This is a genomic window from Streptomyces sp. PsTaAH-137 (assembly GCF_003259365.1).
In the GTDB taxonomy this organism is placed as follows: Bacteria; Actinomycetota; Actinomycetes; order Streptomycetales; family Streptomycetaceae; genus Streptomyces.
On sequence record NZ_QLLY01000005.1, the window covers coordinates 424284 to 450440 of the forward strand.

The 26157-nt window shown below is 73.1% G+C and carries 19 protein-coding genes; 3 read left to right on the forward strand and 16 right to left on the reverse strand.

From position 1 onward, the window contains the following. Positions 1 to 5: 5 nt before the first annotated feature. The 7 genes from K377_RS13745 to K377_RS13775 all read right to left on the reverse strand — a co-directional run bounded on the left by K377_RS13745 (position 6) and on the right by K377_RS13775 (position 11123). Positions 6 to 3056 carry an AAA family ATPase gene (locus K377_RS13745; protein WP_111663576.1) on the reverse strand — a complete coding sequence of 1017 codons (3051 nt, stop codon included), beginning with the start codon at positions 3054 to 3056 and terminating at the stop codon, positions 6 to 8. Beyond that, positions 3053 to 4231 carry an exonuclease SbcCD subunit D gene (locus K377_RS13750; protein WP_111663577.1) on the reverse strand — a complete coding sequence of 393 codons (1179 nt, stop codon included), beginning with the start codon at positions 4229 to 4231 and terminating at the stop codon, positions 3053 to 3055. Before K377_RS13750 ends, K377_RS13745 begins: the two co-directional genes overlap by 4 nt. 83 nt (positions 4232 to 4314) lie before the next feature. After that, positions 4315 to 5610, reverse strand: coding sequence for a ThuA domain-containing protein (locus K377_RS13755; protein ID WP_111663578.1), 1296 nt, complete (start codon positions 5608 to 5610; stop codon positions 4315 to 4317). A gap of 33 nt (positions 5611 to 5643) precedes the next feature. After that, the gene (locus K377_RS13760) at positions 5644 to 7830 is read right to left on the reverse strand and encodes an RICIN domain-containing protein (protein ID WP_111663732.1); all 2187 of its coding nucleotides are present in this window, start codon (positions 7828 to 7830) and stop codon (positions 5644 to 5646) included. Positions 7831 to 7905: 75 nt separating this feature from the next. Next, complete coding sequence (locus tag K377_RS13765) at positions 7906 to 9294, reverse strand: lectin (RefSeq protein ID WP_202455915.1); 1389 nt, start codon at positions 9292 to 9294, stop codon at positions 7906 to 7908. 279 nt (positions 9295 to 9573) lie between these two features. Beyond that, entirely contained in the window at positions 9574 to 10128 is a 555-nt protein-coding gene (gene ssuE, locus K377_RS13770) for an NADPH-dependent FMN reductase (RefSeq protein WP_111663579.1), read from the reverse strand. Positions 10129 to 10502: 374 nt separating this feature from the next. Continuing rightward, a complete protein-coding gene (locus K377_RS13775; RefSeq protein ID WP_111663580.1) occupies positions 10503 to 11123 on the reverse strand; it encodes a YigZ family protein in 621 nt (206 codons plus the stop codon). Between the two features lie 168 nt (positions 11124 to 11291). Here K377_RS13775 and K377_RS13780 point away from each other — a divergent pair, with 168 nt between their 5' ends. Together K377_RS13780 and K377_RS13785 are read left to right on the forward strand one after the other, a co-directional pair. Next, entirely contained in the window at positions 11292 to 13253 is a 1962-nt protein-coding gene (locus K377_RS13780; protein WP_111663581.1) for an APC family permease, read from the forward strand. A 69-nt stretch (positions 13254 to 13322) separates the two neighbouring features. Then, on the forward strand, positions 13323 to 13730 hold the full coding sequence (locus tag K377_RS13785) for a CoA-binding protein (protein ID WP_111663582.1): 408 nt from the start codon (positions 13323 to 13325) through the stop codon (positions 13728 to 13730). 120 nt (positions 13731 to 13850) lie between these two features. Here the strand turns inward: K377_RS13785 and K377_RS13790 are convergent, their stop codons facing one another. Further along, positions 13851 to 14066 (reverse strand): hypothetical protein, encoded by a 216-nt coding sequence (locus K377_RS13790; RefSeq protein WP_146614721.1) that lies wholly within the window; start codon positions 14064 to 14066, stop codon positions 13851 to 13853. Between the two features lie 212 nt (positions 14067 to 14278). On the opposite strand from K377_RS13790, the gene K377_RS13795 reads away from it, so the two are divergent. Further along, complete coding sequence (locus tag K377_RS13795; protein WP_111663584.1) at positions 14279 to 15400, forward strand: hypothetical protein; 1122 nt, start codon at positions 14279 to 14281, stop codon at positions 15398 to 15400. Here the strand turns inward: K377_RS13795 and K377_RS13800 are convergent. Genes K377_RS13800 through K377_RS13835 form a run of 8 tightly spaced genes read right to left on the reverse strand, consistent with a single transcriptional unit; the run spans position 15357 to position 26092 of the window. Continuing rightward, complete coding sequence (locus tag K377_RS13800; protein ID WP_111663585.1) at positions 15357 to 16595, reverse strand: amidohydrolase; 1239 nt, start codon at positions 16593 to 16595, stop codon at positions 15357 to 15359. The two genes, K377_RS13795 and K377_RS13800, sit on opposite strands and share 44 nt — an antisense overlap. A gap of 47 nt (positions 16596 to 16642) precedes the next feature. Further along, positions 16643 to 17545: an NAD(P)-dependent oxidoreductase gene (locus tag K377_RS13805; RefSeq protein WP_111663586.1), complete on the reverse strand. Its 903-nt coding sequence runs from the start codon at positions 17543 to 17545 to the stop codon at positions 16643 to 16645. 35 nt (positions 17546 to 17580) lie between these two features. Next, on the reverse strand, positions 17581 to 18435 hold the full coding sequence (locus tag K377_RS13810) for a trans-aconitate 2-methyltransferase (protein ID WP_111663587.1): 855 nt from the start codon (positions 18433 to 18435) through the stop codon (positions 17581 to 17583). A gap of 36 nt (positions 18436 to 18471) precedes the next feature. Further along, positions 18472 to 22365: a non-ribosomal peptide synthetase gene (locus tag K377_RS13815; RefSeq protein WP_111663588.1), complete on the reverse strand. Its 3894-nt coding sequence runs from the start codon at positions 22363 to 22365 to the stop codon at positions 18472 to 18474. Then, complete coding sequence (locus K377_RS13820) at positions 22362 to 22595, reverse strand: phosphopantetheine-binding protein (RefSeq protein ID WP_111663589.1); 234 nt, start codon at positions 22593 to 22595, stop codon at positions 22362 to 22364. The genes K377_RS13815 and K377_RS13820 overlap by 4 nt, the downstream gene beginning before the upstream one ends. Then, a complete protein-coding gene (locus K377_RS13825) occupies positions 22592 to 23233 on the reverse strand; it encodes an isochorismatase family protein (RefSeq protein WP_111663590.1) in 642 nt (213 codons plus the stop codon). Before K377_RS13825 ends, K377_RS13820 begins: the two co-directional genes overlap by 4 nt. Positions 23234 to 23255: 22 nt before the next feature. Further along, positions 23256 to 24890 carry a (2,3-dihydroxybenzoyl)adenylate synthase gene (locus K377_RS13830; RefSeq protein WP_111663591.1) on the reverse strand — a complete coding sequence of 545 codons (1635 nt, stop codon included), beginning with the start codon at positions 24888 to 24890 and terminating at the stop codon, positions 23256 to 23258. Next, positions 24887 to 26092 carry an isochorismate synthase gene (locus K377_RS13835; protein WP_111663592.1) on the reverse strand — a complete coding sequence of 402 codons (1206 nt, stop codon included), beginning with the start codon at positions 26090 to 26092 and terminating at the stop codon, positions 24887 to 24889. Before K377_RS13835 ends, K377_RS13830 begins: the two co-directional genes overlap by 4 nt. Between the last annotated feature and the right edge of the window lie 65 nt (positions 26093 to 26157).

Below are 26157 nucleotides of genomic sequence, written 5' to 3' on the forward strand. Positions count from 1 at the left end.
GGTCGTCACCCCGCGTCCGTCCCCCGGTGCCGGACCTCCGATCCGTCCCGTCCCTTGACGATCTCCAGCTGGGCGTGGACGCGGCGGCGCAGGTCGCCGACGTGGCTGACGATGCCGACGCTCCGGTCGCGTTCGCGCAGGGAGTCGAGGACGTCGAGCACGTCGTCGAGGGTCTGGTCGTCGAGGCTGCCGAAGCCCTCGTCGATGAAGAGGGTGTCGAGCCGGACGCCGCCCGCCTCGTCCGTGACGACGTCGGCGAGGCCGAGCGCCAGGGCGAGCGAGGCGAAGAACGTCTCGCCGCCGGAGAGCGTCGCCGTGTCCCGCTCGCGGCCCGTCCACGCGTCGACGACGTGCAGCCCGAGCCCCGATCTGCCGCGCCCGGCGAGGGAGTCGGAGTGCACGAGGGTGTAGCGCCCGGACGACATACGGCTCAGGCGCGCGGTCGCGGCGGCCGCCACCTGTTCGAGACGGGCGGCGAGGACGTACGACTCAAGCCGCATCTTGCGGTCGTTGTCCGCCGCGGTGCCGGCCGCGAGGGCGGCGAGCCGGGCCACGCGGTTGTACGTGGTGCGCAGCGGGCCGAGGCGACGGGCCTCCGTGGCGGCGCGCCGGGACAGCCGGTCGAGGTCGGCGCAGCGGCGCTGGGCGGCGTCCCGTGCGGAACCCGCGGCCCGGACGCGCGCGTCGGCGGCCTCGGCCGCACTGTGGGCGGCCGCGACATCGGCCGCCGGACGGTGGGCGGCCGCGGCGGTGTCCTCCTCGGCGAGGACCGCGCGGACCGCCGCGTCCTCGGACTGCCAGGCGTCCAGGCGGTGCTGCAACTCGCGGTGGCGTGCGTCGTCGAGCTGGGCGGCGGCCGCGGCCTCCGGTGTGTCGAAGCCGGCCTTGAAGGCGGCGTCGGCGAGTCGCGCGTCCGCGTCCTTCAGGCGCTGCGCGGTGTCCTCGACGGCGCGGGCCGCGTCGGCCGCCGCGCCGAGCACGTCCACGAGCCGCTCCAGCTGGGCGGCGCGGGCCTCGACGCTCACCGCGGCGCCGCGCGCCTGCGCCAACTCGCCTTCCAGGGTGGCCTGTTCGCGCTCCAGCGCCTCACGGGCCGAGGCGCGGCCCGCGCTCCGGGTCGCCGCGTCCTGGCGGGTGGTCCGCCTGCGCTCGTGCTCGCTCTGCGCGTGCGCCAGCGCCTCGCGGGCCGCGTGCAGGGCGGACGCCTCGGCGCGGGCCTCGGCGTGTCGGTCCTGCAACGCGCGGGCCGCGTCGGCGAGTTCCCCGGCCGGGGCGTCACCGGCGGCGGCTCTCGCCGCGGCCAGCTCCTCCCGTACGACACCGGAGCGGCGCTCGGCCTCGGTGTACCGGTCCTCGGCGGCGCGGTGGGCGGCGAGCGCGGCCTCCTCGGCGGCGCGGTCGACATGACCCGCCGACTTCCGCTGGGGCGCCGGGTGTTCGGTGGCGCCGCACACGGCGCAGGGGGTGCCGTCCGTCAGCTCATCGGCGAGTTCGGCGGCGATGCCGAGCAGCCGCTGCTCCTTCAGGCGGAGCCAGTGCTCGTGGGCGCCTGCCGCCTCCTCGCGGGCGCGCAGGGCGTCGGCCCGCGCCGTGTCGGCCTGCCCGGCGAGCCGGTCGCGCTCCCGGGCGGCGCGGGCCTGCCGCAGCGCGGGCTCCAGCTGTCCAGCGAGGTGTTCGGCCCGGGTCGTGGCCTCCTGGGCGCGGTCGACCGCGTCCTGGAGTTCGGTACGGCGGGTGTCCCAGCGGGCGAGCCACTGCTCGGCCTCGTCGAGCAGCTCGGTGTCGGCGCGCTCCTCGCGGTCGAGGTCCGCGCGCTCCCGGCCGACCGCGGCGAGGCGTCGCTCGGCCCGGCGCGCCGCGTCGAGCCCGCCGAGTTCCTGGGCGACACGCCGGGTGGCCTCGGCGAGCGCGCCGGGGCCCGCGTCGGCGGCGTCCTTCAGTGCATCGGGCGCGTCCGACGCCGTGCCGGTCTCCGCGCGCAGGACGGCCCGGGCCCGCGTCTCCTCGTGGAGCGCGGAGCGGTGCTCGGCGTCGGCGGCCTCGCGCAGGTCGAGCGCGGGGGCGACCGCGGCGGCCTTGCGGCCCCGCTCCATCCGCTCGCGTACGGCACGCAGCTCCGTCTCCTGTGCGGCCAGCGCGGCCGCCCTGGTCTCGGCCTGGGCGAACCGGCGCTGAAGACGCTCCGTCTCCTGCGCGTCGGAGAGGTCGCGGCGGGCCGCGGTGCTCGCCGACTCGGCGGCGCCCAGGGCGAGATGGGCGTGCGTGTAGTGCTCCCGGGCCGTGGAGCGGGCGACGGCCGCCCAGCCGAGGACGGCCTCCGCGACACCCGGGTCGCCGGGCGCCGCGTCGACCGGCGGCGTCTCCACCACGTCCCCCGCGGCCTGCTGCATCCGGTGGGCGTCGGCCAGCAGCTCGGCGTCGCCCGCCGTCACCTGCTTCTCGGCGGCCCGCCGGTCCTCGGCGAGCCGCTGCTCCACGGCGGCGAACCGGCGCGTGTCGAAGAGCCGGCCGAGGAGCTTGCCGCGGGCCTCGGCGTCGGCGCGCAGGAAGCGGGCGAAGTCGCCCTGCGGGAGCAGCACGACCTGGCAGAACTGGTCCTTGCTCATGCCGAGCAGCTGGGTGATCTCCTCGCCGATCTCCTGGTGGGAGCGGCTGAGGTCCTTCCACTCCCCCGCCACGGCGTCGTACTCGCGCAGCCAGCTCTGCGCCTTCTCCGTCGTGAATCCCGTGCCGCGCTTCTTGGGTCGCGCGAACGGCGGCTGCCGGGTCAGTTCGAGCCGGCGTCCGGCGACGGTCAGGTCGAGGCGGACCTCGGTCCGCACTCCGGGCTCGGCGTGGTCGCTGCGCAGGTTCTGTCCCTGGCCGCCGGAGCCCTGCCGTGCGCCGGGCACCGATCCGTACAGGGCGAAGCAGACCGCGTCGAGGACGGAGGTCTTGCCGGCGCCGGTCGGGCCGTGCAGCAGGAAGAGGCCGGCCTCCGACAGGGCGTCGAAGTCGACCTCCTGGCTGCCGCCGAAGGGGCCGAACGCCGTGATGTGGAGGGTGTGCAGCCTCACCGGGCGCCCTCGCGCTCGTGCACCTCGTTCTCGAAGGCATCGGTCCGTACGGTGTCGAACGCGGCGCGCAGCACCACCCGCTCGTGCTCGTCGGGCCCGGTGCCCCGGACGTGGGTCACGAAGTCCTCCGCGATCTCGTGGTCGTCGCGTCCCTTGAGGCGCTCCGCGTAGCTGGCGTCCGGTTCGGTCTCGGTTCTGCGTGGGTCGAAGAGCAGGCTGAGGGTGTGCGGGAAGCGCTCGGTGAGCCGGGCCATCGGGTCGTCGGGGCGCACCGTGTCGGTGAGGGTGGCCTCCACCCAGGACTCCTCGTGCTCGGTGAGGGCGGCGTCGGCGAGCAGGTCCTCCAGGTCGCCGCGGATCCGGGCGAGCGGCCGCGGCACCGGGCAGTCGAGGCGCTCGGCGGTCACCGCGCCGTCGGCGTCGAGGTCGATCAGCCACATGCTCTTGCGGTGGTCGGCCTCGGAGAAGGAGTACGGGAGCGGGGAGCCGGAGTAGCGGATCCGCTCGGAGATGCGCTGGCTGCCGTGCAGATGCCCGAGCGCCACGTAGTCGACGCCGTCGAAGACGCCCGCCGGGACGGCCGCGACGCCGCCGACGGTGATGTCCCGCTCGCTGTCGCTGGGCGCGCCGCCGGTGACGAAGGCGTGCGCGAGGACGACGGAGCGGGTCCCGGCCGGGCGCTCGGCGAGGTCGGCGCGCACCCGCTCCATGGCGGCGGCGAGCACCTGCTCGTGGCCCGCCTTCGCGACCCCGAACTCGTCCTTGACCAGTGCGGGCTCCAGGTACGGCAGCCCGTAGAACGCCACGTCGCCGTGGTCGTCGGCGAGGACGACGGCCTCGCCGCAGCGGGCGGCCTCGGTCCGCAGGTGGATCCCGGCGCGTCCGATGAGCCCGGCGCCGACGCCGAGGCGGCGCGCCGAGTCGTGGTTCCCGGAGATCATCACGGTGGGCACGCCGAGGTCGGCGAGGCGGTGCAGGGCCTCGTCGTACAGCTCGACGGCGGCCAGCGGGGGCACGGCCCGGTCGTACACGTCGCCCGACACGACCACCGCGTCGACCTCGCGCTCGCGCACGGTGTCGACGAGGTGGCCGATGAACGCGGCCTGGGCACCGAGCATGTTCACCCGGTGGAACGCGCGTCCCAGATGCCAGTCGGACGTGTGCAGCAGCCTCATGGGACACGAGGCTAGCCGCTGGGTCGGACATCACGTGCGGAACGCCCTCATCAGGCGTCCCGCACCGTGACGTGTGTCACGCGTCAGCCGGTGGTCACCGTGAAGCTCTGGGCGGCCGATCCGTCACAGGCGCGCTGGGTGAGCTGTGCGCTGTTCGTGGCGGCGGCCGCCGCGGTGAGGCACTTGCGGCTGTGCCGGGCGGTGAGGTGATACCTCCCGGCGGCCTCCTTCACGGGGAGCCACTGCTGGTTCTGTCCGCCGCCGTACGCCCACAGCTGGAGCGGCGCGTTGTCGGCGGACGAGACGCCGGTCACGTCGATGACCTGCTGCGGGGCCGGGCGTACTCCGATGCGCCGGTATCCGCCGTCGGTCGCGGCGAGCCGGAACTGCTGCGCCTGGGTGCCGTTGCAGGCGTACTGCTGGATCGCGGTCCCGTTGACGGTGGCGGCGGCGCGGGCGTCGACGCAGGTGCCGTTGCCGACGTTCTTCAGGGAGTACCAGGCCGTCTCGGAGAGCGTGCCGTCCGGCGGGGTGGTGCCGCCGGCGCCGCCGAGCCACTTCAGTCCGTCGAGCAGGAACCGGTTCTGGGTGGCGCTGGCGAACGTCGACGACGTACGGGTGTCGGTGTCGTAGTTCATCGCGTTGTGGCCGAAGTTCGCGTAGAGCATCTTGTACTTCGTGTTGGTCCACAGGATCGGGTAGTAGCCGCTGTACCAGGACTGGTTCGGGTCGGTGCCGAGCGGGAAGCTGCTGGGGTCGACCGAGGCGAGGATCCTGATGTCCGGGTTCTGCCGCAGGTCGTTGGACCAGCTGTACCACTCGCTGACCGACGAGGTGAACGTGGCGGGCAGGTTCACGGTCGACGGGTGCGTGCGGTCCTCGACCTTGAGGGTCGCGGAGGTCGGGCCCCAGGTGTTGGACTTGAAGTTGCCGCTGCCCAGGAACGTGTTGTGGTACCAGGACCAGCTCGCCGCGTCCGTGGTGAACGCGGAGACGTGGAAGCCCATCCAGGCGCCGCCGCCGCGCATGTACTGCTCGAATCCGGTGCGCTGGGCGGCGGTCTGCGGCAGGTCGTCGAGGAACAGGACGACCTGGTAGGCGTTGACGCCGCCGTTGGCGAGCAGGTTCCAGTCGTTGCTGGCGGTGTAGGTGAAGCCGTTCGCGGCGGCCTGCTCGGGCAGCCAGTCGTTGGCCTCCTTCTCGAAGTCGATGTGCGCCGCGTCCCAGGTGCCGCTGTAGAGACCGAGCACCTTGAAGGGGGCCGCCGTGCTGCTCGCGTGTGCGGCGGGTGGCGCCGCGAGGCCGAGCAGGGCGGCGAGCAGGAGGAGGATCCGCAGGGCCGTGCGGGCGGATCGGGATCTGATGGTGTGCGGGTGCATCTGCCGGTCGTTCCCTTCTCTGCGAGGCGCGGTCTACGGGTAGTTGGTGAGGTAGGCGACGTTGCTGCCGGAGTTGGACGGTCCTCCGGTGTTGTTGATGACGTGGCTGATGGTGCCGGTGCCGCCGAGCGAGACGGTGACCATGTCGTGGAACCGGACCCCGGAGGTGTTCGGCACCTCGAAGGCACGGTCGGCGACGACGCTGGAGTTGGTGCTGAAGTAGCAGTAGCTGCCGAGTCCCCACGCCTCGTGACCGGTGACGGAGTCGGCGACCTTGTACGCGGGGTAGCCCTTGCCGCCGCCGTTCGTCCAGGCGGCCTGGTTCGGCGGGTCGTAGGGCATCTCGTTCTGGAAGAAGTACGTGCGGCCGCCGTTGCCGTTCCAGACGACCTGGGTCTTCTGGAAGTGCTCGACGAAGAGTCCGTACGCGGTCACGTTCGCGCCGTTGACGACGAGCCCGGTGTCGGCGGTGTTGGCGGTCCAGCCGACGGTGCCGCCGTTGCCGTGGTCGGCCCGCCAGATCCAGGTGTGGTCGACGACCGTGTTCGCGCTGTTGACGACAAGGGAGTTGGTCGCCTTGCCGACCGTGGCGCCGCCGATCCGGACGAAGAAGTCGGACAGCTGGATCGGGTCGGCCGCGTGGTTGGCGGACGCGCCGTTGGGGCCGATCCGCACCAGGGTCTGGGAGTTGGTGGTGCCCGCGTCGATCAGCAGGCCGGCCAGCTGGATGCCGTCGACGTCGGCGGTGCTGATCGCGGTGATCCCGCCGTCCGGGACGAGGGTGGCGAGGCCCATGCCGAGGACGACCGTGTCGGGCCGGGTGATGTTCAGGGTCTGGTCGAGGTGGTAGACGCCCGGAGTGACCAGGAGGTTCTTGCCCGCCGCGAGGGCCGCGTTCATGTCGGCGGCGGTGGCGCCGGGCTTGACGATGAAGAACTGGTCGAGCGGGAGTGACGTGCCCGCCGGGGTCTTTCCGCTCCATGTGGTGCCGACCGCGTTCGACCGCAGCGCGGGCATGAACACCTTGTAGGCGCCCGCCCCGTCGACGTACAGGAACGGCTTCTCGCGGATCGTCGGGGTGCTCGCGACGGTGGTGTACGTCGGGAAGGACTGGGCGGGTGCGCCCTGGTCGCCGACGAAGACCATGTTCCAGTTGGACCCCGACCAGCTGCCCATCTGGGAGTTGCGGGTGAGGAACTGCTGCTGGGAGCCGGAGCGGATCTGGCCGTCGACCTTGGTGTCGGAGATGAAGCCGCCGCTGGACCAGCCGCCGTCGTCGAGCGCGAGGTTGCCGCGGACATGCATGCGCCGGTAGGGGGCGGCCTGCGAGACGGCCCAGCGGTCCGTGCCGCCGGTCGGGTTGACCGACAGGTTCTCGGCGGAGCGCCAGAAGTTCTGCGTGGCGTTGCCCTGGAACCAGTCGGCCTCCGCGTGCACGGCGCCGTTGATGGTCACGTCGTCCGGGGAGAGGCCGAGCCCGGCGACCTGGGTGTAGAAGCCGACGTTGGCGTCGGCGCTGTAGGTGCCGGGCTTGAAGAGCAGGGCCTGGCGGGCCGAGCCGAACTGGTTGGTCTGCTGCTGGGAGAAGACCGCGTTCAGCTTGGACTGGATGCTGGAGGCGGACATCGACGGGTCGAAGACCGTCACGTTCGGGCCGAGGTCCGGGGTGCCCGGCGGGTTCGTCGTGCCGCCGCCGAGCGTGAAGGACTGCGCGGCGGTGCCGTTGCAGGTGTACTGCGCGAGCTGCACGCTGTCCGCGGTGGAGGCGCTGGGGACGTCGAGGCACTTGCCGCTGTTGCGGTTCACGAAGTGGTACGAGCCGTCGGCCTCGGCGACGGGCAGCCACTGCTGGTTGGCGCCGCTGGAGTACGACCACAGCTGGACGGCGGCGGAGTCGGCGGTGGACACGTCGGTGACGTCCCACGCCTTGGTGGTGTCGAGGCTGCTGTTGACACGGTAGTAGCCGCCGCTGGTGGCGACGAGCTGCCAGTTCTGCGCGGTGCTGCCGTTGCAGCCGTACTGCTGGACGGCGGTGCCGTCGGCACTCGCGGCCGCGCGGGCGTCGACGCACTTGCCGCTGCCCTTGTTGATCACGGTGGTGGGGCCGGTCGGGAGCGCGGCGGCCGCCCGGGACTGCGCGCTCGCCGGGGGCTGCGCGGCGAACTCGATGCCGGTGGCGGTCGTGGCCACGAGCGCGACCGCGGCGAGGACTCTCGGCATCCGGCGTCTGGACACGCTGCTGAGGACGGGTCTGGACAAGGAAGTCTCCTGTGGGGGGTGGGGCCTGAGGGGCGGTCAGCCGGTGTACTTGGCAAAGATGCCGGTGAACTGCCAGGCGCTCTGGGCCACGCCCGAGCAGGTGTCGTCGTTCGGGTAGGCGCCGGAGCAGGGCCGGTCGCGGTTGGCCGACCAGAACGTGAGCCGCGCGAGGTGGTGCTGCTGGGCGTAGGCCAGGATGGTCTGGAAGTCGGCGGGGGTGACGGTCTCGTTGTCGTCGGTGATGCCGTTCATGGACGAGATGCCCATGCCCCGGTACGCCTGGTCGTCGCTGTAGCCGTAGGCGCTCTTGAGGGCGTTCTTCAGGCCCTCGGCGGCCTTGGTGGTCAGCGTCCCCATGTTCTGGCCGGCGCCGCCGAAGTCGAACGGCATGATCGTCCAACTGTCTACGGTCAGACCGGAGTTCGCGGCCCGGTTGATCAGGCTGGTGTCGGGGCCCGACTGGTTCGTGCCGATCGTGACGTACACCTTGATGCCCGGGTTGGCGGCCTTGACGGTCTTGAGCGCGTCCACCGTGCGCTGCTGCACGGTGCCGTTGCTGTAGGCGTCGGCCTCCAGGTCGATGTCGATGGCCTTCAGCCCGTACGCGTCGATGACCTTCTGGTACGCGCCGGCCAGTGCGGCGGCGCTGGTGCAGGAGCTCTCCAGCTTGTTGCCGCTGTAGCCGCCGAACGACGGGATGACGTCGCCTCCGGCTCCCCGCACGGTGTTGATGGTCTGCTGGTCGACACCGCCGGTCAGCGGGCGGCCGCCGTCCCACTGCGGGTTGCAGGTGCCGTTGCTGAGGACGAAGGCGAGGGTGAACCACTTGACGCCGGTGGCGTTCATGACCGTGGTCGGGCTGGGCGTGTTGCCCCAGCCGTTGTAGAGGTACGGGGCGACGGCCATCGGCGCCGCGGCGGGCGGCGTTCCGCCGCCACTGCTCGGCGCGGTCCACTTCTGGTTCGCGGCGCCCGTGCAGCTCCAGATCTGGATCGGGGTGCCGTTCGCGGAAGTGTTGCCGGTGACGTCGGCGCACTTGCCGGACTGCTGCCCGACGAGGTCGCGGGCGGCGGACACCGTCCACTTCTGATTGGCGCTGCCCGCACAGTCCCACAGCTGGAGCCTGGCGCCGTTGGCGGTCGAATTGCCGGTGACATCAAGGCACTTGCCGAGGGCGCGGACGGTTCCGTCGGTGCCGACGGTCCACTGTTGCGCGGACGTGCCGTTGCAGTCGTAGAGCTGGACGGCGGTGCCGTTGGCGGAGCTCGCTCCCGCCACGTCGAGGCATTTGCCGCCGAGTCCGGTGATCGTGCCGGTGGCCGCGGCGGCGGGGGTCGCGGCGAGTGCGCTCGCCGAGACGGCGAGGAGTGCGGTGGCGAGCGCGCCGCGTATCACGGTGGAGCGCGTCGGAGCAGATCTAGGCATACGGGACACAGGGGTTCACAGCCCTTCATGGGAGGCCGTCGATGGGGGGTGACCGCTGTTCACAGGTATGAACAGCGGCTGCATTCATGAAGCTGTGGCGATCGGGAACCTAAAGGTCTGCACCAGAGCCGTCAAGAGATGAAGCCGAGATAGCCATCAACGGACTTGCAGCCACGAGGACTTGAACACAGCAAAGCCCCCGGTGGGCCTCCCGGGGGCTTCAACAGTACTTAATTCAAGGCGTGTTAAGAAGGGTGCTCACCGAAGCTGCCCCAGGGCTCAGGCAGCGGCCAGGCGGGAACCGGTCGGCAGTGCGTCGCGGAAGCGGTCGAGAACCGGGGCGAGCGCCTCGCGCGTCTCGGAGGTGAGGGTGACACCGCCGTCCGCGTCGACGCTGATGTGCCGGTCGAGCACGAACCAGCCCTGCGCAACATCGGCGCCGAGCGAGGTGAGGACGGGACGCAGCGCGTAGTCGACGGCGAGGACGTGCGCGGGCGAACCGCCGGTGGCGAGCGGCAGCACGGGCTTGCCGCGCAGCGCGTACTGCGGCAGCAGGTCGAGGAAGGTCTTCAGGACGCCGGAGTACGCGGCCTTGTAGACGGGACTGGCGACGATCAGGGCGTCGGCGCGGGCCACGAGGCCGACGGCGGCGGCGATGCCGGGGTCGGCGGTGTCGGCGGACAGCAGCCCTTCGGCGGGCAGGGAGCGGACGTCGAGGTGGCGTATCTCGTGCTGGTGGGCGGCGAGTTCGGCACCGAGATCGCGCACGAGGTGGGCGGTGCGGGAGGTGCCGGGGGCGGAGGCGCTGCCGGTGAGGGTGAGGAGGAGGGCCACGGGGTGTCCTTTGCGGGATGGGGAGTTCGTTCGTGGTCGGCTGCGGGCCGGTGGGGCCTCTCGCGCAGTTCTCCGCGCCCCCGGAACGGGCTTCGCTCGTCCAGGGGAGGGCTGCGCGCAGGGTGGGACGCCCCACCGGGTCGCGCTCGCCGACGGAACAGGGCGCGTCACAGCGGCCGTTGGGCACGGCGCGGGGATCAGATGCGGGCCGGGCGGATCAGAGCCGGCTCAGCCGGAGACGTGACAGGAGGTGCTGTTGACCCGGGCGAGATCGACATGGCGTCGTCGCGTGAGGTCGTGCCGTCCTGCGTCCATGGGCCGATTGAACCAGGTGCCGCCTACATCCGTCGAGACCCGCCCACGCCGTGGACAGGTCAGCCGTACGCCTCGCCGCCCAGCTCGAAACCCGCGGTCCCCGCGCTGACGTCCGCGAGCCACGACCGGAACCGGTCCACGTCCCCCTCGGGCAGCCCGATCTCGATGGTCACCGCCTCCGCGTAGCGGACGTCGCGCACCTCGCGCCCGGTGGCCCGCAGATCGTTCTCCATCTTTCCGGCCCGGCCGTGGTCGACGGTCACCGTGGCGAGGCGGAACCGGCGACGGGTGACGGTGCCGAGCGCGTCGAGCGCCTCCCCGACCGCGCCGCCGTACGCCCGGATGAGCCCGCCCGCGCCGAGCTTCACACCGCCGTAGTACCGGGTCACGACGGCGACGACGTAGCGCATGTCGCGCCGGGTGAGCATCTGGAGCATGGGCACCCCGGCGGTGCCGCCCGGCTCACCGTCGTCGCCGGCCTTCTGCACGGAGGCGTCGGCCCCGATGACGTACGCGTAGCAGTTGTGCGAGGCCGTGGGGTGCTCCTTGCGGACGCGCGCGAGGAACGCCTGCGCCTCCTCCTCGGTCGCGGCGGGCGCGAGCGCGCACAGGAACCGGGAGCGGCTGATCTCTGTCTCGTGCACGCCCTCGCGGGCCACCGTGCGGTACTCGTCCTGCATCCGACCAGCCTATTCGCCGGTGCGGCAGGGGTCGCCCCCGCCCGGTGCGCGAGTGACGATGTGATGGATACTCGCTCGTCGCCACTGTCATGAACGGGCTGCCGCGGGGCAGTGCACTCCCGTACGCGACCGACGACACCACCGAGCCGCCCGACGGAGAGCCCCCACATGACCGGCACCCAGGCCGACGCACCGCCCGCCCGCACCTCGCGCTGGCGGTCCTGGCTGCTGGAGGGCCTGAGCGAGCAGACGGCCCGCCATCAGGGCCCGCACGGCCGCGTCCCGGAGGAGCACCACGGGCACAAGTGGTGGCGCGTGATGTGTCTGACGGGTGTCGACTACTTCTCCACGCTGGGCTACCAGCCGGGCATCGCGGCCCTGGCGGCCGGTCTGCTGTCCCCGCTCGCGACGCTGGTACTGATCGCGCTGACCCTGCTCGGGGCGCTGCCGGTGTACCGCCGGGTCGCGAAGGAGTCGCCGCACGGCGAGGGCTCGATCGCGATGCTGGAGCGGCTGCTGCCCTGGTGGGCGGGGAAGCTGTTCGTGCTGGTCCTGCTCGGTTTCGCCGCGACCGACTTCATGATCACGATGACGCTCTCGGCGGCGGACGCGGCGGCGCACGTCGTGGAGAACCCGTTCGCCCCCGGCTGGCTGCACGACGCGAACCTGTGGATCACGCTGGTGCTGCTCGCGGCGCTCGGCACGGTCTTCCTGAAGGGCTTCAAGGAGGCCATCCGGGTGGCCGTCGTCCTGGTCGGCGCCTATCTCGCGATGAACGTCATCGTGCTGATCACGGCCGCCACCCATGTGCTGACCCAGCCGGTGAAGATCACCAACTGGTGGGACGCGATGACGGCAGAACACTCCTCGCCGTTCGTGATGGTCGGCGTCGCGCTGCTCGTCTTCCCGAAGCTGGCGCTCGGCATGTCCGGCTTCGAGACCGGTGTCGCGGTGATGCCGCAGATCCAGGGCGGCCCCGACGACACGTACGCCAAGCCGGCCGGCCGGATCCGCGACACCCGCAAACTGCTGACCACGGCCGCGCTGATCATGAGCTGCTTCCTGCTGCTGTCCAGCCTGGCCACGACGATCCTCATCCCACAGGACGAGTTCGAGGCGGGCGGTTCGGCCAACGGCCGCGCGCTCGCCTATCTCGCGCACGCCTATCTGGGCGAGGGCTTCGGCACGGTCTACGACATCTCGACCATCGCCATCCTGTGGTTCGCGGGCGCCTCCGCCATGGCGGGCCTGCTCAATCTGGTCCCCCGCTATCTGCCGCGCTACGGCATGGCACCCGAGTGGACGCGGGCGGTGCGTCCACTGGTCCTCGTCTTCATGGCGGCGGCCGTCATCATCACGCTCTGGTTCAACGCCAACGTCGACGACCAGTCCGGCGCGTACGCGACGGGCGTGCTCGTGCTGATGCTCTCCGCGTCCTTCGCCTCGACGGTCGCGGTGCACCGGCGCGGCCACCGGGGTGCGGCGCTCGGCTTCGGCGTGATCACGGCCGTCTTCGCCTACACCCTCGTCACGAACGTCGTGGAGCGCCCCGACGGCATCAAGATCGCCCTGATCTTCATCCTCGCGATCCTGATCTCCTCCTTCGCCTCCCGGGTCCACCGCGCGTTCGAACTGCGCGCGGGCGCGGTGACGTACGACGAGGCGGCCGTCCGGCTGATCGACGAGGCGGCGGCGCAGGGGCCGCTGCGCATCATCGCCAACGAGCCGCAGGAGCACACGACCGCCGAGTACCGCGCCAAGGAGAGCGAGCAGCGCGAGGACACCCACATCCCCGACGACGGCCCGCTGCTCTTCCTTGAGGTGTTCATCCAGGACTCCTCCGACTTCACCGAGGACCTCGTCGTGCACGGCGACGAGAAGCACGGGGTACGGCGGCTGCGCGTGCACGGCCCGGGCGTGCCGAACACGGTGGCCGCGGTCCTGATGAACCTGCGCGACCGCACGGGCGAGGTGCCGCACGCCTACTTCAACTGGACGGAGGGCCACCCCGTCAGCCATCTGCTGCGCTTCCTCGTCTTCGGCGACGGCGAGGTCGCCCCGGTCACCCGCGAGGTGCTGCGTCGCGCGGAGGCCGACCCGGAGCGGCGGCCGCGCGTCCACGTGGGCTGACCCGCCGCGGAATCCCCGGGACGGCCGCGGGGTTGTGACAGCATCAGCGCCCGCTCACAGGAGGCAGTCATGTACGGCGACCAGGCCACGGTCCGCGCGATCCTCACCGAGTCAGGCGACACCTGGGCCGTCGTCGGTCTCTCCTCGAACCAGGCGCGGGCGGCCTACGGCGTCGCCGGCGTGCTGCAGCGCTTCGGCAAGCGGATCGTCCCGGTCCACCCGAAGGCGGAGACCGTCCACGGCGAACAGGGGTACGCCTCGCTCGCCGACATCCCCTTCCCCGTGGACGTCGTCGACGTCTTCGTCAACAGCGACCTGGCGGGCCGGGTCGCCGACGAGGCCGTGGCGATCGGCGCGAAGGCGGTGTGGTTCCAGCTCGGCGTGGTCGACGAGGCGGCGTACGAGCGCACGCGCGAGGCCGGTCTGGAGATGGTCATGGACCGGTGCCCCGCGATCGAGATCCCCCGGCTCGGCTGACCCGCCGCACCGCGCCCGGACGCGGGCGCAGGTGCGGGGCTCGGGCAGCCTGCACAGTGCTTCCCCCCACGGAAAGTGCAGGCCGCCCGAGCCCCTGGACAGGTGGCTCTGGGGTGGCGTCTACCAGACGGAGTCCATCGGCGCGATCGCCTGGACGGACTCGTCGGCCGGGGCGCCCGACCGGTTCGGCTCATCGGCCTGCTGCGGGTCGACGGGCGCCAGCCACACGCTGTCGGCACGCGTCGTCGTCGCCGCTCCGTGCGCCGACTGCGCGTGCGCCACGCCGGCCAGGGCGGCGACAGTCAGGGCGATGAGGGCTCCGATACGGCGTGCCATGTGGGTCATCGTCGTCCTTCCGGGCTCACGAGGCCGGTGGCGCCTGTGAGAAGACTTTTGGCAGGAACCGGGAGGGGCTCCACGGATAGAATGTTGCTCGTGCGGCGGCGCGGCCGCAATCGAATCCGCTGTCGTCTTGCTGCCTGGCGTAGGTACGCCAACAGGCCGCCGAGCGGGCGGCGTTGACCTTGACGGTTTGACGGAGGGGTTGGGTGGGAGAGAGCACCGCACCCAAGGACGCGCCCGGACGCGCGCTGCCGGGGCAGGCGTTGTCGGCCGCGGCGGTCGATCTGTACGGGCGGCTGTCCACGGGCCGGCCGACCGGCCCCGCGGACGGCGAGGCGCTCGAGCAGTTACGGGCCTGGGGGATGGTCGCGCTGCCCGAGGACGGGGCGCGTCCGGTGCCCTTACCTCCCACGGCGGCCGCCTGGTCGGTGGCCCGGGAGGCCCTGGTGCACCTCCAGGAGCAGACCCGGATGCTGATGGAACTGCCGGGCGCCGTCGAGCAGTTGAACCTGGCGTTCGCCCAGTCGCGGACGCGGGCGGCGGGCACCACCGGCTCGGAGTTCCTGTCGGACCGGGCGGAGGTCAACGAACGGATCGGGGCGATCCTCGCGTCCGCCCGATCGGAGCTGCTCGGCGCGCACCCGCACGGGCCGCGGACCCGGGAGCAGATGGACATCGGCGTACCGCGCGACACGGCGGCCCTGGAGCGCGGGGTGCGCTACCGGACGCTGTATCAGGACGCGGTCCGCGACGACGTGGTGACCTGCGAGTGGGCGTCGACGATGGCACCGCGCGGGGTGCACTTCCGTACGCTGGCGGACCCCTTCGAGCGGGTCGTCATCGTCGACGAGCGGGTCGCGATCATCTCCGACTACGTGGTCCCGGACGCCCCGGAGGGCGCGGCGTGGATCATCACGGACCGGGCGATGGTCGCCTTCTGCAAGCACGCGTTCGAGCAGGAGTGGCGGCGGGCCAGTCCGTGGCACGGGCAGCGCCGGGTGCGCGGGCAGAGCCCGGAGGGCGGGCTGCTCAGCCAGTTGCAGCGGGCGATCCTGCGGGCCCTGTCCGAGGGCGAGACCCAGGACGGGGCGGCGCGCCGGCTCCAGGTGTCGACGCGGAAACTGCAGCGCGAACTCGACCTGGTCCGTGCCGCGTGGGCGCTGCCGCAGGCGACCGTCGCGCAGCTCACCTTCCGGTGGGCGACCTCCCCGGAGCGCGAGGCGACGCGCGAGAAGGCCGCCTGGCGCCGGTCGCTGACGCCGGGCGACGGTCCCGGGCTCCCGGTCAACCGGCCAGCCACTCCAGCGCGGCCGTCGTCAGGGCCGTGACCCCGGTCGTGAGGGTCGGGTCGACGAGGGGCGCGAAGAACGGGGAGTGGTTGGCGGGGATGTCCCGGTCGGCCGTGCCCGCCTTCTGCGCGGCCGCCACCTGCTCGGGGTCGAGGCCGCCGAACATCCAGTAGCAGATGGGGGCCCCGGAGTCGGTGGCGAACAGGCCCACGTCCTCGCTGCCGGTCACCGGGCCCATGTCGAAGACCCGGTCGGGGCCGAGGGCGGTGCCCAGGGCCGTCATGGTGCGCGCGGTCGCCTTCTCGTCGTTGGTGAGGACCGGGAAGCTGTCGATCTCGGTGATCTCGGGGTCGCGTTCGGCGCCGGACGCGGCGGCCTCGGCGCGCACGATGCGTTCGACGGCGGCGAGGACGCGGGCGCGGGTATCGCCGCCGTACGTACGGATGTTGAGCTTCAGCTCGGCGCGGTCGGGGATGATGTTGGCCTTCGTGCCGGCCTGGAGCGCGCCGACGGTCAGCACGGCGGTCTCGCCGCCGGGGACCTCGCGCGCGACGACGGTCTGGAGACGGAGCACGGTCGCCGCGGCCATCACCACCGGGTCGATCGCGGTCTCGGGCCGGGAGCCGTGGGAGCCCTTGCCGTGCAGGACCACCCGGAGGGAGTCGGCTGCGGCGAACGCCGGTCCCGCGTGCCAGCCGACCGTGCCCGCGGGCAGCGGTGCCACGTGCTGGCCGAGGACCACGTCGGGGCGGCCGAACCGGTCGAGGAAGCCGTCGTCGAGCATGGCCCGGGCGCCCTGCGCGATCTCCTCGGCGGGCTGGAAGACGGCGACGATCCGGCCCGACCAGTGGGCGCGGGCGTCGGCGAGCAGCCGCAGGGTGCCGAGCAGGCAGGCGACGTGCATGTCGTGGCCGCACGCGTGCATCACGCCGTCGGTCTTCGAGGCGTAGTCGAGTCCGGTGCGTTCCCGCACGGGCAGGGCGTCGAAGTCGGCGCGGAGCAGGACGGTGGGGCCGGGGCCGTTGTCGAGGGTCGCCACGACGCCCGTACGGCCCACTCCTTCGGTGACCTCGTAGCCGCAGGCGCGGGCGCGCCGGGCGACCTCGGCGGCGGTCCTGGTCTCCTCGAAGGACAGCTCGGGGTGGGCGTGCAGATCGCGGTAGAGGTCGGCCAGGCCCGGGAGCAGGGCCGGGAGGCCGTCGAGCACGGCGGGGGTCTGGGGCTGGTCGGTCATGGGTCCTCCGGCGCGGGACGGGTGAGGGGTGTGCGGGCGGGGCGCGCTCAGGGCCGGTGGCCGTCCTCGTCGAAGGAGGCGAAGTAGGCGGCGGCCATGTCCTCGTCCCCGTGGCCCTGCTCGGCGGCGCGGGCCATGCGGGCCGCGCCGGCCTCGGCGACGTCGAGGCGGACGCCTGCGGCGCGGCCCGCCTCGACGATGAGCCGGGCGTCCTTGGCGGCCGTGCTCACCGCGAACTGGGCCGGGGTGAGCCGGTCCTCCCGGACCAGCGCGGCCTTCATCCGCAGATACGGCAGGTCGAGGCCGCCGCCCGCGATGGCGTCGAAGAAGTGGTCCGGGTCGACGCCGAGGGCCTCGGCGAGGGCGAGGACCTCGCCGGTGGCGCTGGTCGCCGCGAGGACCCAGCTGTTGGCGACGAGCTTGAGCCGGGTGGCGCTGCCCGCGGCCCCGTCCTCGCCGGTCCACACGGTGCGGGAGCCGACCGCGTCGAGGACCGGGGCGATCGCGTCGCGGTGCTCGGCGGGGCCCGCCGCGAGGACCAGCAGCTTGCCCTCCTCGGCGGGGCCGCGGGTGCCGAGCACGGGCGCGTCGAAGAAGACGAGCCGGTTGCGGTCGGCGAAGTCGGCCAGCCGGGTGATCGCGTCGATGCCGGCGGTCGTCGACTGGATCCAGGCGGCTCCGGGACGCAGCCCGTCGGCCGCCTGCTCCATCACGTCCAGGGCGGCGGGCCCGTCGTAGAGCATGGTGAGGACGGCGTCCGCGCCGGTGACGGCCTCGGCCGGGGTGTCCGTGACGTGCACGCCGTCGGCGGTCAGCGGTTCGGCCTTGGCGCGGCTGCGGTTCCAGGCCCGGACGGTGTGCCCGGCCCGGGCGATGTTCCGGGCCATCGCGGCGCCCATGATCCCGGTGCCGAGGACCGCCACGGTCGGCTTGTCGGTCGGTGCGCTCATGCCTTCGACTCCCTTGTGTGTGCCTGGTGCCGTGTTCACTCTGCCGCGCGTCCGGCGGGCCCGTCGACCCGGGCCAGCCGCAGTTCCGTCAGGTACCGCTTGGTGACGGTGCCGCCGTACGCGCGGTCGATGAGGCGGCCGACGCAGTCGAGGAGCCCGGCGCGGGCGGCCGGGGCCAGGGCGCGGGTGCCGGAGAAGGTGCACAACAGATCGAGGTACTGATCGGTGGTGAAGGTGAGGTCGCGGGTGTGGCGGCGGAAGACGGGCGGCTCGAACCGGTCGGCGCCAGGCAGCGCCGCGTTGCCCTGCGCGGCGGTGCTGCCGGGTGCCTCCTGGCTGTCGTACGGGATGTCGTCCGCGGCGGTGAGGCGCAGACCGGGCGGTGTGGCCGGGTCGAAGCGTTCGTAGCAGCGCTGTACGTCGACGAAGAACTGTTCCGTGCCGCCCGCGACATGATGGGTCGACAGGGTCGCGAGCAGGCCGCCGGGGCGCAGCGCGGCGGCCGACTTGGCGACGCGTACGGCGGGGTCGATCCAGTGGAACGAGGTCGCCGCCAGGACCAGGTCGAAGGGTTCGGGCGGCAGCGGCCAGTCCTCGAACGCGGCGACCTCCACGGTGGTGCCGGGGTGCCCGGCGAGGTTGCGGCGGGCGACGGCGGCCAGTTCGGCGCCGAGTTCGACGGCGACGATCCGGCAGCCGCGCCCGGCGAGCGGCACGGTCGCGAGGCCGGTGCCGCAGCCGATCTCCAGGACCCGGCAGCCGGGCCCCGCCCCGGCGAGCGCCGCCAGGTCGTCGAAGACCTGCGGCGGATAGCCGGGGCGGGCCCGGTCGTAGACCTCGGCGGCCTCGGTGAAGGTGCGGCGCAGGCGTTCTCGCTCGGTGTCGGTCACCCGGGCACGGTACGGAGTGCGCCCGGGCGGCGCACCTCACACCGCGCGGGCCTTCAGTTCCTTCAGGCGCAGCGACAGCGCCGCCGCGATCTCGTCCACGTAGCCGTCCCTGAGGAGTTCGGGGTGGGTGCAGGGCAGGTCGTGGTTGGTGAGGCGGCCGGTGACGTGGGGGCGCCAGGCCTCGCGGGTGAGCCAGTCCTCGGGGCGCGGGGCGGCCGCGGTGACGAAGAGGACGTCGCCGTCGTAGCGGCGGTGGGTGTGCTCGCGCATCATGCGGGCGTGGTTGGGGACGATGTCGACGATGCGGGACAGGGTGCGGTCGGTGAGGCCCGCCAGCGGGCTGCCTGCCTTGCGGAGGGTGGCGAGGACGTCGGCGCGGGTGCGCTCGGCGCCGCGTTCGAAACCGGCCATGCGCAGGACGGCGGTGAGCGCGTCGCCCTCCTCGGGTGCGGGGCGTTCGCGCCACTGCTCGGCGGGGAACGCGTCGAGCAGGGCGAGGAGTTCGACCTCCTCCCCCGCCTCCTGGAGCAGGACGGCGACCGAATGGGCGAGGATGCCGCCGACCGACCAGCCGACGAGGCGGTACGGGCCGTGCGGCCGGATCCCGCGGATCTCGGTGACGTAGTCGGCCGCCTGGTCCCACAGGGTGCGCGGCAGCGGGGCGTCGGAGGTCAGGCCGCGGGCCTGGATCCCGTAGACGGGCTGGTCCTGGCCGAGGCGGGCGGTGAGGCCCGCGTAGCACCAGGAGATGCCGCCCGCCGGGTGGATCGCGAACAGCGGCGCCTGGGTGCCGTCCGTGCGCAGCGGGAGGACGACGTCGAGGGCGTCGGCCGCGGCGGGTCCGCCGTCGTCGATGCGGGCGGCGAGGGCCGCCGGGGTCGGGGCCTCGAAAAGGGAGCCGATGGTGAGGTCGGCGCCCAGTTCCTCGCGGACCCGCGCCACGAGGCGCACCGCGAGCAGTGAGGTGCCGCCGAGGTCGAAGAACGCGTCGTCGGGGCCTGCCTGTCCGGTGCCGAGGACCTCGGCGAAGAGGCGGGTGAGGGTCTCCTCGCGGGGGTTCGCGGGGGGCCGTGCGTCGGTGCCGCCCGCGAAGACGGGTGCGGGGAGTTCGCGGCGGTCCAGCTTGCCGTTGGGGCTGAGCGGGAACGCGTCGAGCGGCACGATCGCGGAGGGCACCATGTGCTCGGGCAGTTCACGGGCGAGCGCCGTGCGCAGCGCCGTGGGGTCGGCGGTGCCCGTGACGTAGCCGACGAGCCGGTCGTCACGGACGAGCGCGCAGGCGCCGTCGACCCCTTCCCCGGCGGCGAGGGCGGCCTCGATCTCGCCGAGTTCGATGCGCTGGCCGCGCAGTTTGACCTGGTGGTCGGTGCGGCCCAGGTACTCGACCTCGCCGTGTTCGGTCCAGCGGGCGAGGTCGCCGGTGCGGTACATGCGGCCGGCGCCGAAGGGGTCGGGCACGAAGCGTTCGGCGGTCAGTTCGGACCGGTTGAGGTAGCCGTCGGCCAACTGTCGTCCGGCGAGAAAGAGTTCGCCCACGATGCCGGGCGGGCAGGGCTTGCCCGCCGGGTCGAGGACGTAGAGGCGGGTGTTCCAGACGGGGCGTCCGATCGGCACGGGCCCGGTGTCCTGCGGGTCGCACGCGTGGAAGGTGACGTCGACGGCGGCCTCCGTGGGGCCGTACAGGTTGTGCAGTTCGACGCCAGGCAGGGTCCGGGCGAAGGCGGTCGCGGTCTCGCGGGGCAGGGCCTCGCCGCTGCAGAACACGCGGCGCAGACCGGTGTCGCCGCACGAGGCCGCGTCGGGCCCGGCGAGGAACACCTGAAGCATGGACGGCACGAAGTGGCAGGTGGTGACGGCCTGTTCGCGGATGAGGCGGGCCAGATGGACGGGGTCCTTGTGGCCGCCGGGCTCGGCGACGACGAGGGTCGCGCCCTCCCGCAGCGGCCAGAAGAACTCCCACACGGACACGTCGAACGACGACGGCGTCTTCTGCAGCACCCGGTCGCCGGGCCCGATCCCGTAGGCGTGCTGCATCCAGCGCAGCCGGTTGTCGATCGCGGCGTGCGGGACGACGACGCCCTTGGGGCGGCCGGTGGAGCCGGAGGTGTAGATGACGTACGCGGGATGCGCGGGCGTGAGCGCGCGGCCCGGGGGCACGCCGGGGTACGAGGAGACGTCGAGGCCGTCGAGGACGACCAGCGGGGTGGCCGTGCCGGCGGGCAGCCGCCCGGCGCGGTCGGTGACGGCGCACACGGGCGCGGCGTCGTCGAGCATGTAGGCCAGGCGCTGCTCGGGGTAGTCCGGGTCGAGCGGGAGGTAGGCGGCGCCCGCCTTGAGGACGGCGAGCAGGGTCACGATCAGTTCGACGGAGCGCGGCACGCAGACGGCGACCAGATTGCCGGGCGCGGCGCCGAGCGTCCGCAGGTGGCGGGCCAACCGGTTGGCGCGGGCGTCGAGTTCGGCGTACGTGAGGGTGGTGTCGCCGTACACGAGGGCCGGTGCGTGCGGGGTCCGGCCGGCCTGCGCCTCGATCGGTCCGATGAGTGTGGTGGGCGGCAGGGCGCGCTCGGTGCGGTTGAACTCGTCGAGGACGAGGTGGAGTTCGGCGGGGGTGGCGATGGTGTGGGTGGCGAGCGGGGTGTGCGGGTCGCTGTCGGCGAGGCGTTCCAGCAGGTGGACGAAGCGGGCCTGGTGCGCGGCGAGGTCGACCTCGGTGTGGAGGGCGGGGTTGCCGTCGTGGTCGATGCGCAGGCCGCGGCCGTCGGCGCGGTCGTAGATGTTGACGGTGAGGTCGTCGACCGGGCCCGCGGACAGGTTGTGGGCGGTGGCCGGGGCGCCGGCGAAGTCGACGCCGTAGTCGAACGGCATGACGTTGACGAGCGGTCCGACGAGGCCGCGCTGCTCGCCGAGCAGCCCGAGGTCGCGCCGGATGTCCTCGTAGCGGTAGCGCTGGTGGCGGCGCACCTCGCGGATGCCGAGGACGACCTGGCGGACGAGTTCGGCGAAGGTGGCGTCCGGGGCGACGGTCAGCCGCAGCGGCAGCACGTTCATGACCATGCCGGGCACGCGCAAGGCGACGGAGCCCATGCGGCCCATCATCGGCAGGCCGAGGACGATGTCGTCGCGGCCGGTGGCGCGGGCGGTGTAGAGGGCCTGGGCGGCGACGAGGACGTCCGGCCAGGTGGCGCGGGTGCGGGCGGCGAGGTCGCGGAGCCGGTCGCAGACCTCGGGTGCCACCGTCGTCGTACGGCGGTGGAAGGTGCGGGACGGCAGCGCGCCGCGGCCCGCGAGCCGGGGCGCCTCGGGGCGGTCGGCGAAGGCCTCGGCCCAGTGGGCGCGGTCGGCGGCGAAGGCGTCGGACGAGCGGTACTCGGCGTCGACGGCCAGCAGGTCGGCGAGGGTCTCGAAGGTGCGGGGGCCCGGGTCGTCGCCGCGCACGAGCGCCGAGTACACCTCGGCGGTGCGGCGGACGAGGAGGGAGTGGCCGAAGCCGTCGATGACGAGGTGGTGGATGCGCTGGTACCACAGCCAGCGGCGGTCGCCGACGCGGAAGAGGGCGTGGGCGAAGAGCGGTCCCGCGGCGAGGTCGACGGGGGTCGCGAGATCGGCGCGCATCCGGGCGACGGCCTCCTCCTCGGTCAGGCCGTCGTGGACGGTGAACGGCAGCTCGACGTCGGCGCGGACCCGCTGGCGCGGGCCGTCGGGGGTGTCCTCCACTCGGACGCGGAGCGAATCGGCCTCGGCGACGACCCGGCGCAGCGCCCGCGCGAACACCTCGGGGTCGAGATCGCCCTCGATCACCAGGTACTCGGCGGTGTTCTGGGCGGGGCTGAGCGGGTCGAGTGCCTGGGCGAACCACATGCCGGACTGGGCGGCGGTGAGCGGCAGCACGAGATCGCGGCGGCCGGTGTCCGCGCTGATGACGGTCATGAGGGCGTCACCCCCAGGATCTTCGCCCAGGCCTCGACGGCGGGCTGCTCGGCGAGGTCGACGAAGGAGGCCGTCACGCCGTGGTCGCGGCGCCAGCGTTCGAGGAGGGTCATGACGCGTACGGAGTCGAGGCCGTGGTCGACGAGGTTCTCGTCGACGGGAATGTCGGCGGGGTCCTCGCCGAGGCAGTCGGCGACATCGGTGCGGATCTGTTCCACGGTGAGGGTCATGCGGCCCGTACCTCCTCGATGAGGGCGTCGGTCGTGGTGACGACGGCGCAGCGGCCGGCGGCCCAGCGCAGCGCCATGTCGTGGTCGTCGCGCGTGAAGTCGGCCACGGCGTCGGCGACGACGAACGCCTGGATGTCGCGCATCCACGCGTCGCAGGCGCTGATGAGGACGCCGATGTGGGCGTAGACGCCGACGATCACCAGTTGGTCGCGGCCCGCCGCTGCCATCAGGTCGGCGAGTTCGGTGCGCACGAACGCGCTGTACTTCCATTTGGTGAGGACGGTGTCGCCGTCCCGGGGCGCGACCTGCTCCGGAGTCGCGAGGGCCTGCGGGTCGTCGGCGACGCCCGGCCCCCAGAAGTCGAGCTGGAGTCCGCGTTCCTCCGGGGTCTGGCCGCCGCGCTGGGCCGAGTACACGACGGGCACGCCGAGCGCGCGGCTCTCCTCGATCAGCCGCGCGGAGTTGTCGAGCATGCCGGTCAACGGCTGCTGTTCCTGCGGGTACTTGGCGAGGAAGTGGTGCTGGAGGTCGTGGACGAGGAGGACCGCGCGGGCCGGGTCGACCGTCCAGGAGACCCGGTTGGCGGGGAGGTCGGCCGGGGCCGGGAGCGGATACGCGGCGATGGTGGGGAGCGCCATGGGGGGGGAATCTCCAGGTCTGTCAGTGCTGCTCGGCGGCGGACCGCTGCTGCTTCTTGCTGATCTTGCCGATGCCGGTCTGCGGGAAGGCGTCGACGAACTCGACGAGGTCGGGCACCTTGTACGCGGCCACGCCCCGCTCCCGGACGAACCGCTTCACGGCGACCGGCTTCAGGGGTTCGGTGTCCGGGCGCAGGATGACGTAGGCGAGGGACCGCTCCCCCAGGTACGCGTCGGGGACGGCGACGAGGGACACGTCGTGCACGGCCGGGTGGGCGAGGATGATGTTCTCGATCTCCTCGGGGGCGATCTTCTCGCCGCCCCGGTTGATCTGGTCCTTGGCCCGGCCCTCGACGATGAGATGGCCGGTGGGGGTGCGGCGGACGATGTCGCCGGTGCGGTAGAAGCCGTCGGCGGTGAAGGAGCGGGCGTTGTGCTCGGGGGCGCGCCAGTAGCCGCGGATGGTGTACGGGCCCCGGGTGAGCAGATGCCCGAACTCCCCGTCGGGGACGTCCTGGTCGGTGTCGTCGACGACCCGGATCTCGTCGTCCGGGGAGATGGGCAGGCCCTGGGTGGTGACGACGGTCTCCGGATCGTCGTCCAGGCGCGTGTAGTTGACGAGGCCCTCGGCCATGCCGAAGACCTGCATCAGGCGGCTGCCGAGCGCGGGCGTCAGCCTGCGGGCCGCGGCCTCGCTGTACTTGGCGCCGCCGACCAGGACGAGGCCGAGCGAGGACAGGTCGTGCCGGGTGTCGGGGCCCGCCTGGGTCCAGACGAGGGCGAGCGGCGGGACGAGCCCGGTCATGGTGACGCGTTCGGCGGCGACGATCGGGAACGCCGTGTCGGGGTCGCTGCCCGGCGACATGACCACGGCCCCGCCCGCGTACAGCACGCCGAGCCAACCGGGTGAACTCATGGGGAAGTTGTGGGCGGCGGGCAGGACGACGAGGAAGCGGGTGTCGGCGTCGACGCCGCAGATGTCGTTCGATCCCCACAGCGAGTACAGGTAGTCGTCGTGGGTGCGCGGGATCAGTTTCGGGCGGCCCGTGGTGCCGCCGGAGAGCTGGAGGAAGGCGAGTTCGTGCGGTTCGGGGCCGTCCAACTCGACCGGCTCGCCCGCGACTTCGGCCAGTGCCGTGTGCTCGCCGGGGTCGCCCACGACGAAGACGTGCCGCAGCGACGGCGTGCGCTTCTTGACGACGGCGGCGAGGTCGCGGTGGTCGAAGCCCGCGTGCCGGTCCGGGATGACGTAGGCGACGGCCTCGGCGAACTCGCAGAAGTAGGAGATCTCCGTCTCGCGGTGGGCGGGCAGCGCGTACACGGGCAGGGCGCCGATGCGGAACAGGGCGAAGACGACCTCGATGAACTCGCCGATGTTCGGCAGCTGGACGACGACGCGGTCCCCCTTGCCGATGCCTCGGGCGACGAACCCGGCGGCCAACTCGTCGGCCCGTCGATCGAGTTCACGGTACGTCCAGGTGCGCCGGGCGGGCGCCGGGTCGATCAGGGCGATCCGCTCGGGATGGCTCTCGGCGCGCTCGCGCAGGACGCCACCGAAGGTCTCGCCGCGCCAGTAGCCGGCCGCGCGGTAGCGCTCGGCGAACTCGGCGGGCCAGGTGGGCGCGTCGGTGCCCAGGGTGAGAGCGTCGGCGGTCACAGGGCGGCCCCCACGGCGTTGAGGAACGTACGGAACTTGGCGCCGGTCTCGGCGGTCTCCGCCTCCGGCGAGGACGCGGCGACGACTCCGGCGCCGGCGAACAGGCGCAGCCGGTTGCCCTCGGCCTCGGCGCAGCGGATGGTGACGACCCAGTCGCCGTCACCGTCGGCGTTCTGCCAGCCGACCATGCCGGTGTAGGCGCCGCGGTCGAACGGCTCGGACTCGGCGATCACCTGCCGGGCCAGGTCGGTCGGGGTGCCGCAGACGGCCGGGGTCGGGTGCAGGGCGCAGGCGAGGTCGAGGGCGGTGGTGCCGTCGGGGTCGGCGAGTTCGCCGGTGACCGTCGTCGACAGGTGCCACATCGCGGCCGTGCGGACGAGGGTGGGGCGCTCGGGTACGTCGATGGTGCGGCAGAACGGGGCGAGCGCCTCGCGCACCGCGGCCACGACCACGGCGTGCTCGTGCAGGTCCTTCGGGGATTCGAGCAGCGCGGCGGCCCGCCGGACGTCCTCGGCGAGGTCGGCGCTGCGCGGCGCGGAGCCCGCGAGGGGGTTGGCCGTGAGTCTCGGTCCCCTGCGGGCGACGAGGAGTTCGGGGCTCGCGCCGATCAGGGTGCGGCCCGGGGCGGTGGGCACGGCGAAGGTGTAGCCGGACGGGTCGCGGCGGGCCAGGCGGCGCAGCATCGTGGGGAGGTCGGGTGCGTGCGGGGCGGTGAGTTCGAGGGTGCGCGCGAGGACGACCTTGTCGAACTCTCCGGCCCGCATCCGGGCGACGGCCGTGGCCACGGCGGCGCTGTACTCCTCCGGCGCCGGTATCTCGCGCACCTGCCAGTCGGCGGCGTTCCCGGCGACCGGTACCGGCAGCGCGATCAGGGGGTCGCTCTTCAACGCCGGTGCCGTGCGTACGCGTTCGGGGACGGCCAGGGCGGGTGGGGCGCCCGGGGCGAACGGGATGGCGCCGAGCACCATGGGCCGGCGCTCACCCGTGCGCCGCCGGGCCTCGTCGAGCAGATCCTGTACGCGGGTCGTCAACGGGGCTGTGCTGTGCGGGAGTTCGGCGAGAGTGCCGTGGCCGAGGAAGGTCTGGTGCGGGGTGGCGATGAGGCGGTCGGTGGCCGGGCGGTACTCGTCGAGGAGGGCGGTCGCGGTGCCGGGGGTGACCAGTTCGGGTGTGGTGGCTGGTTCGTGGACGGTTGTCGTCATGGGTGCCTCCTGTGGGGTGGGTCGGCGTGTGGGGGGGTGCGTGGTCGGGTGCGGGTGCGTCGGGG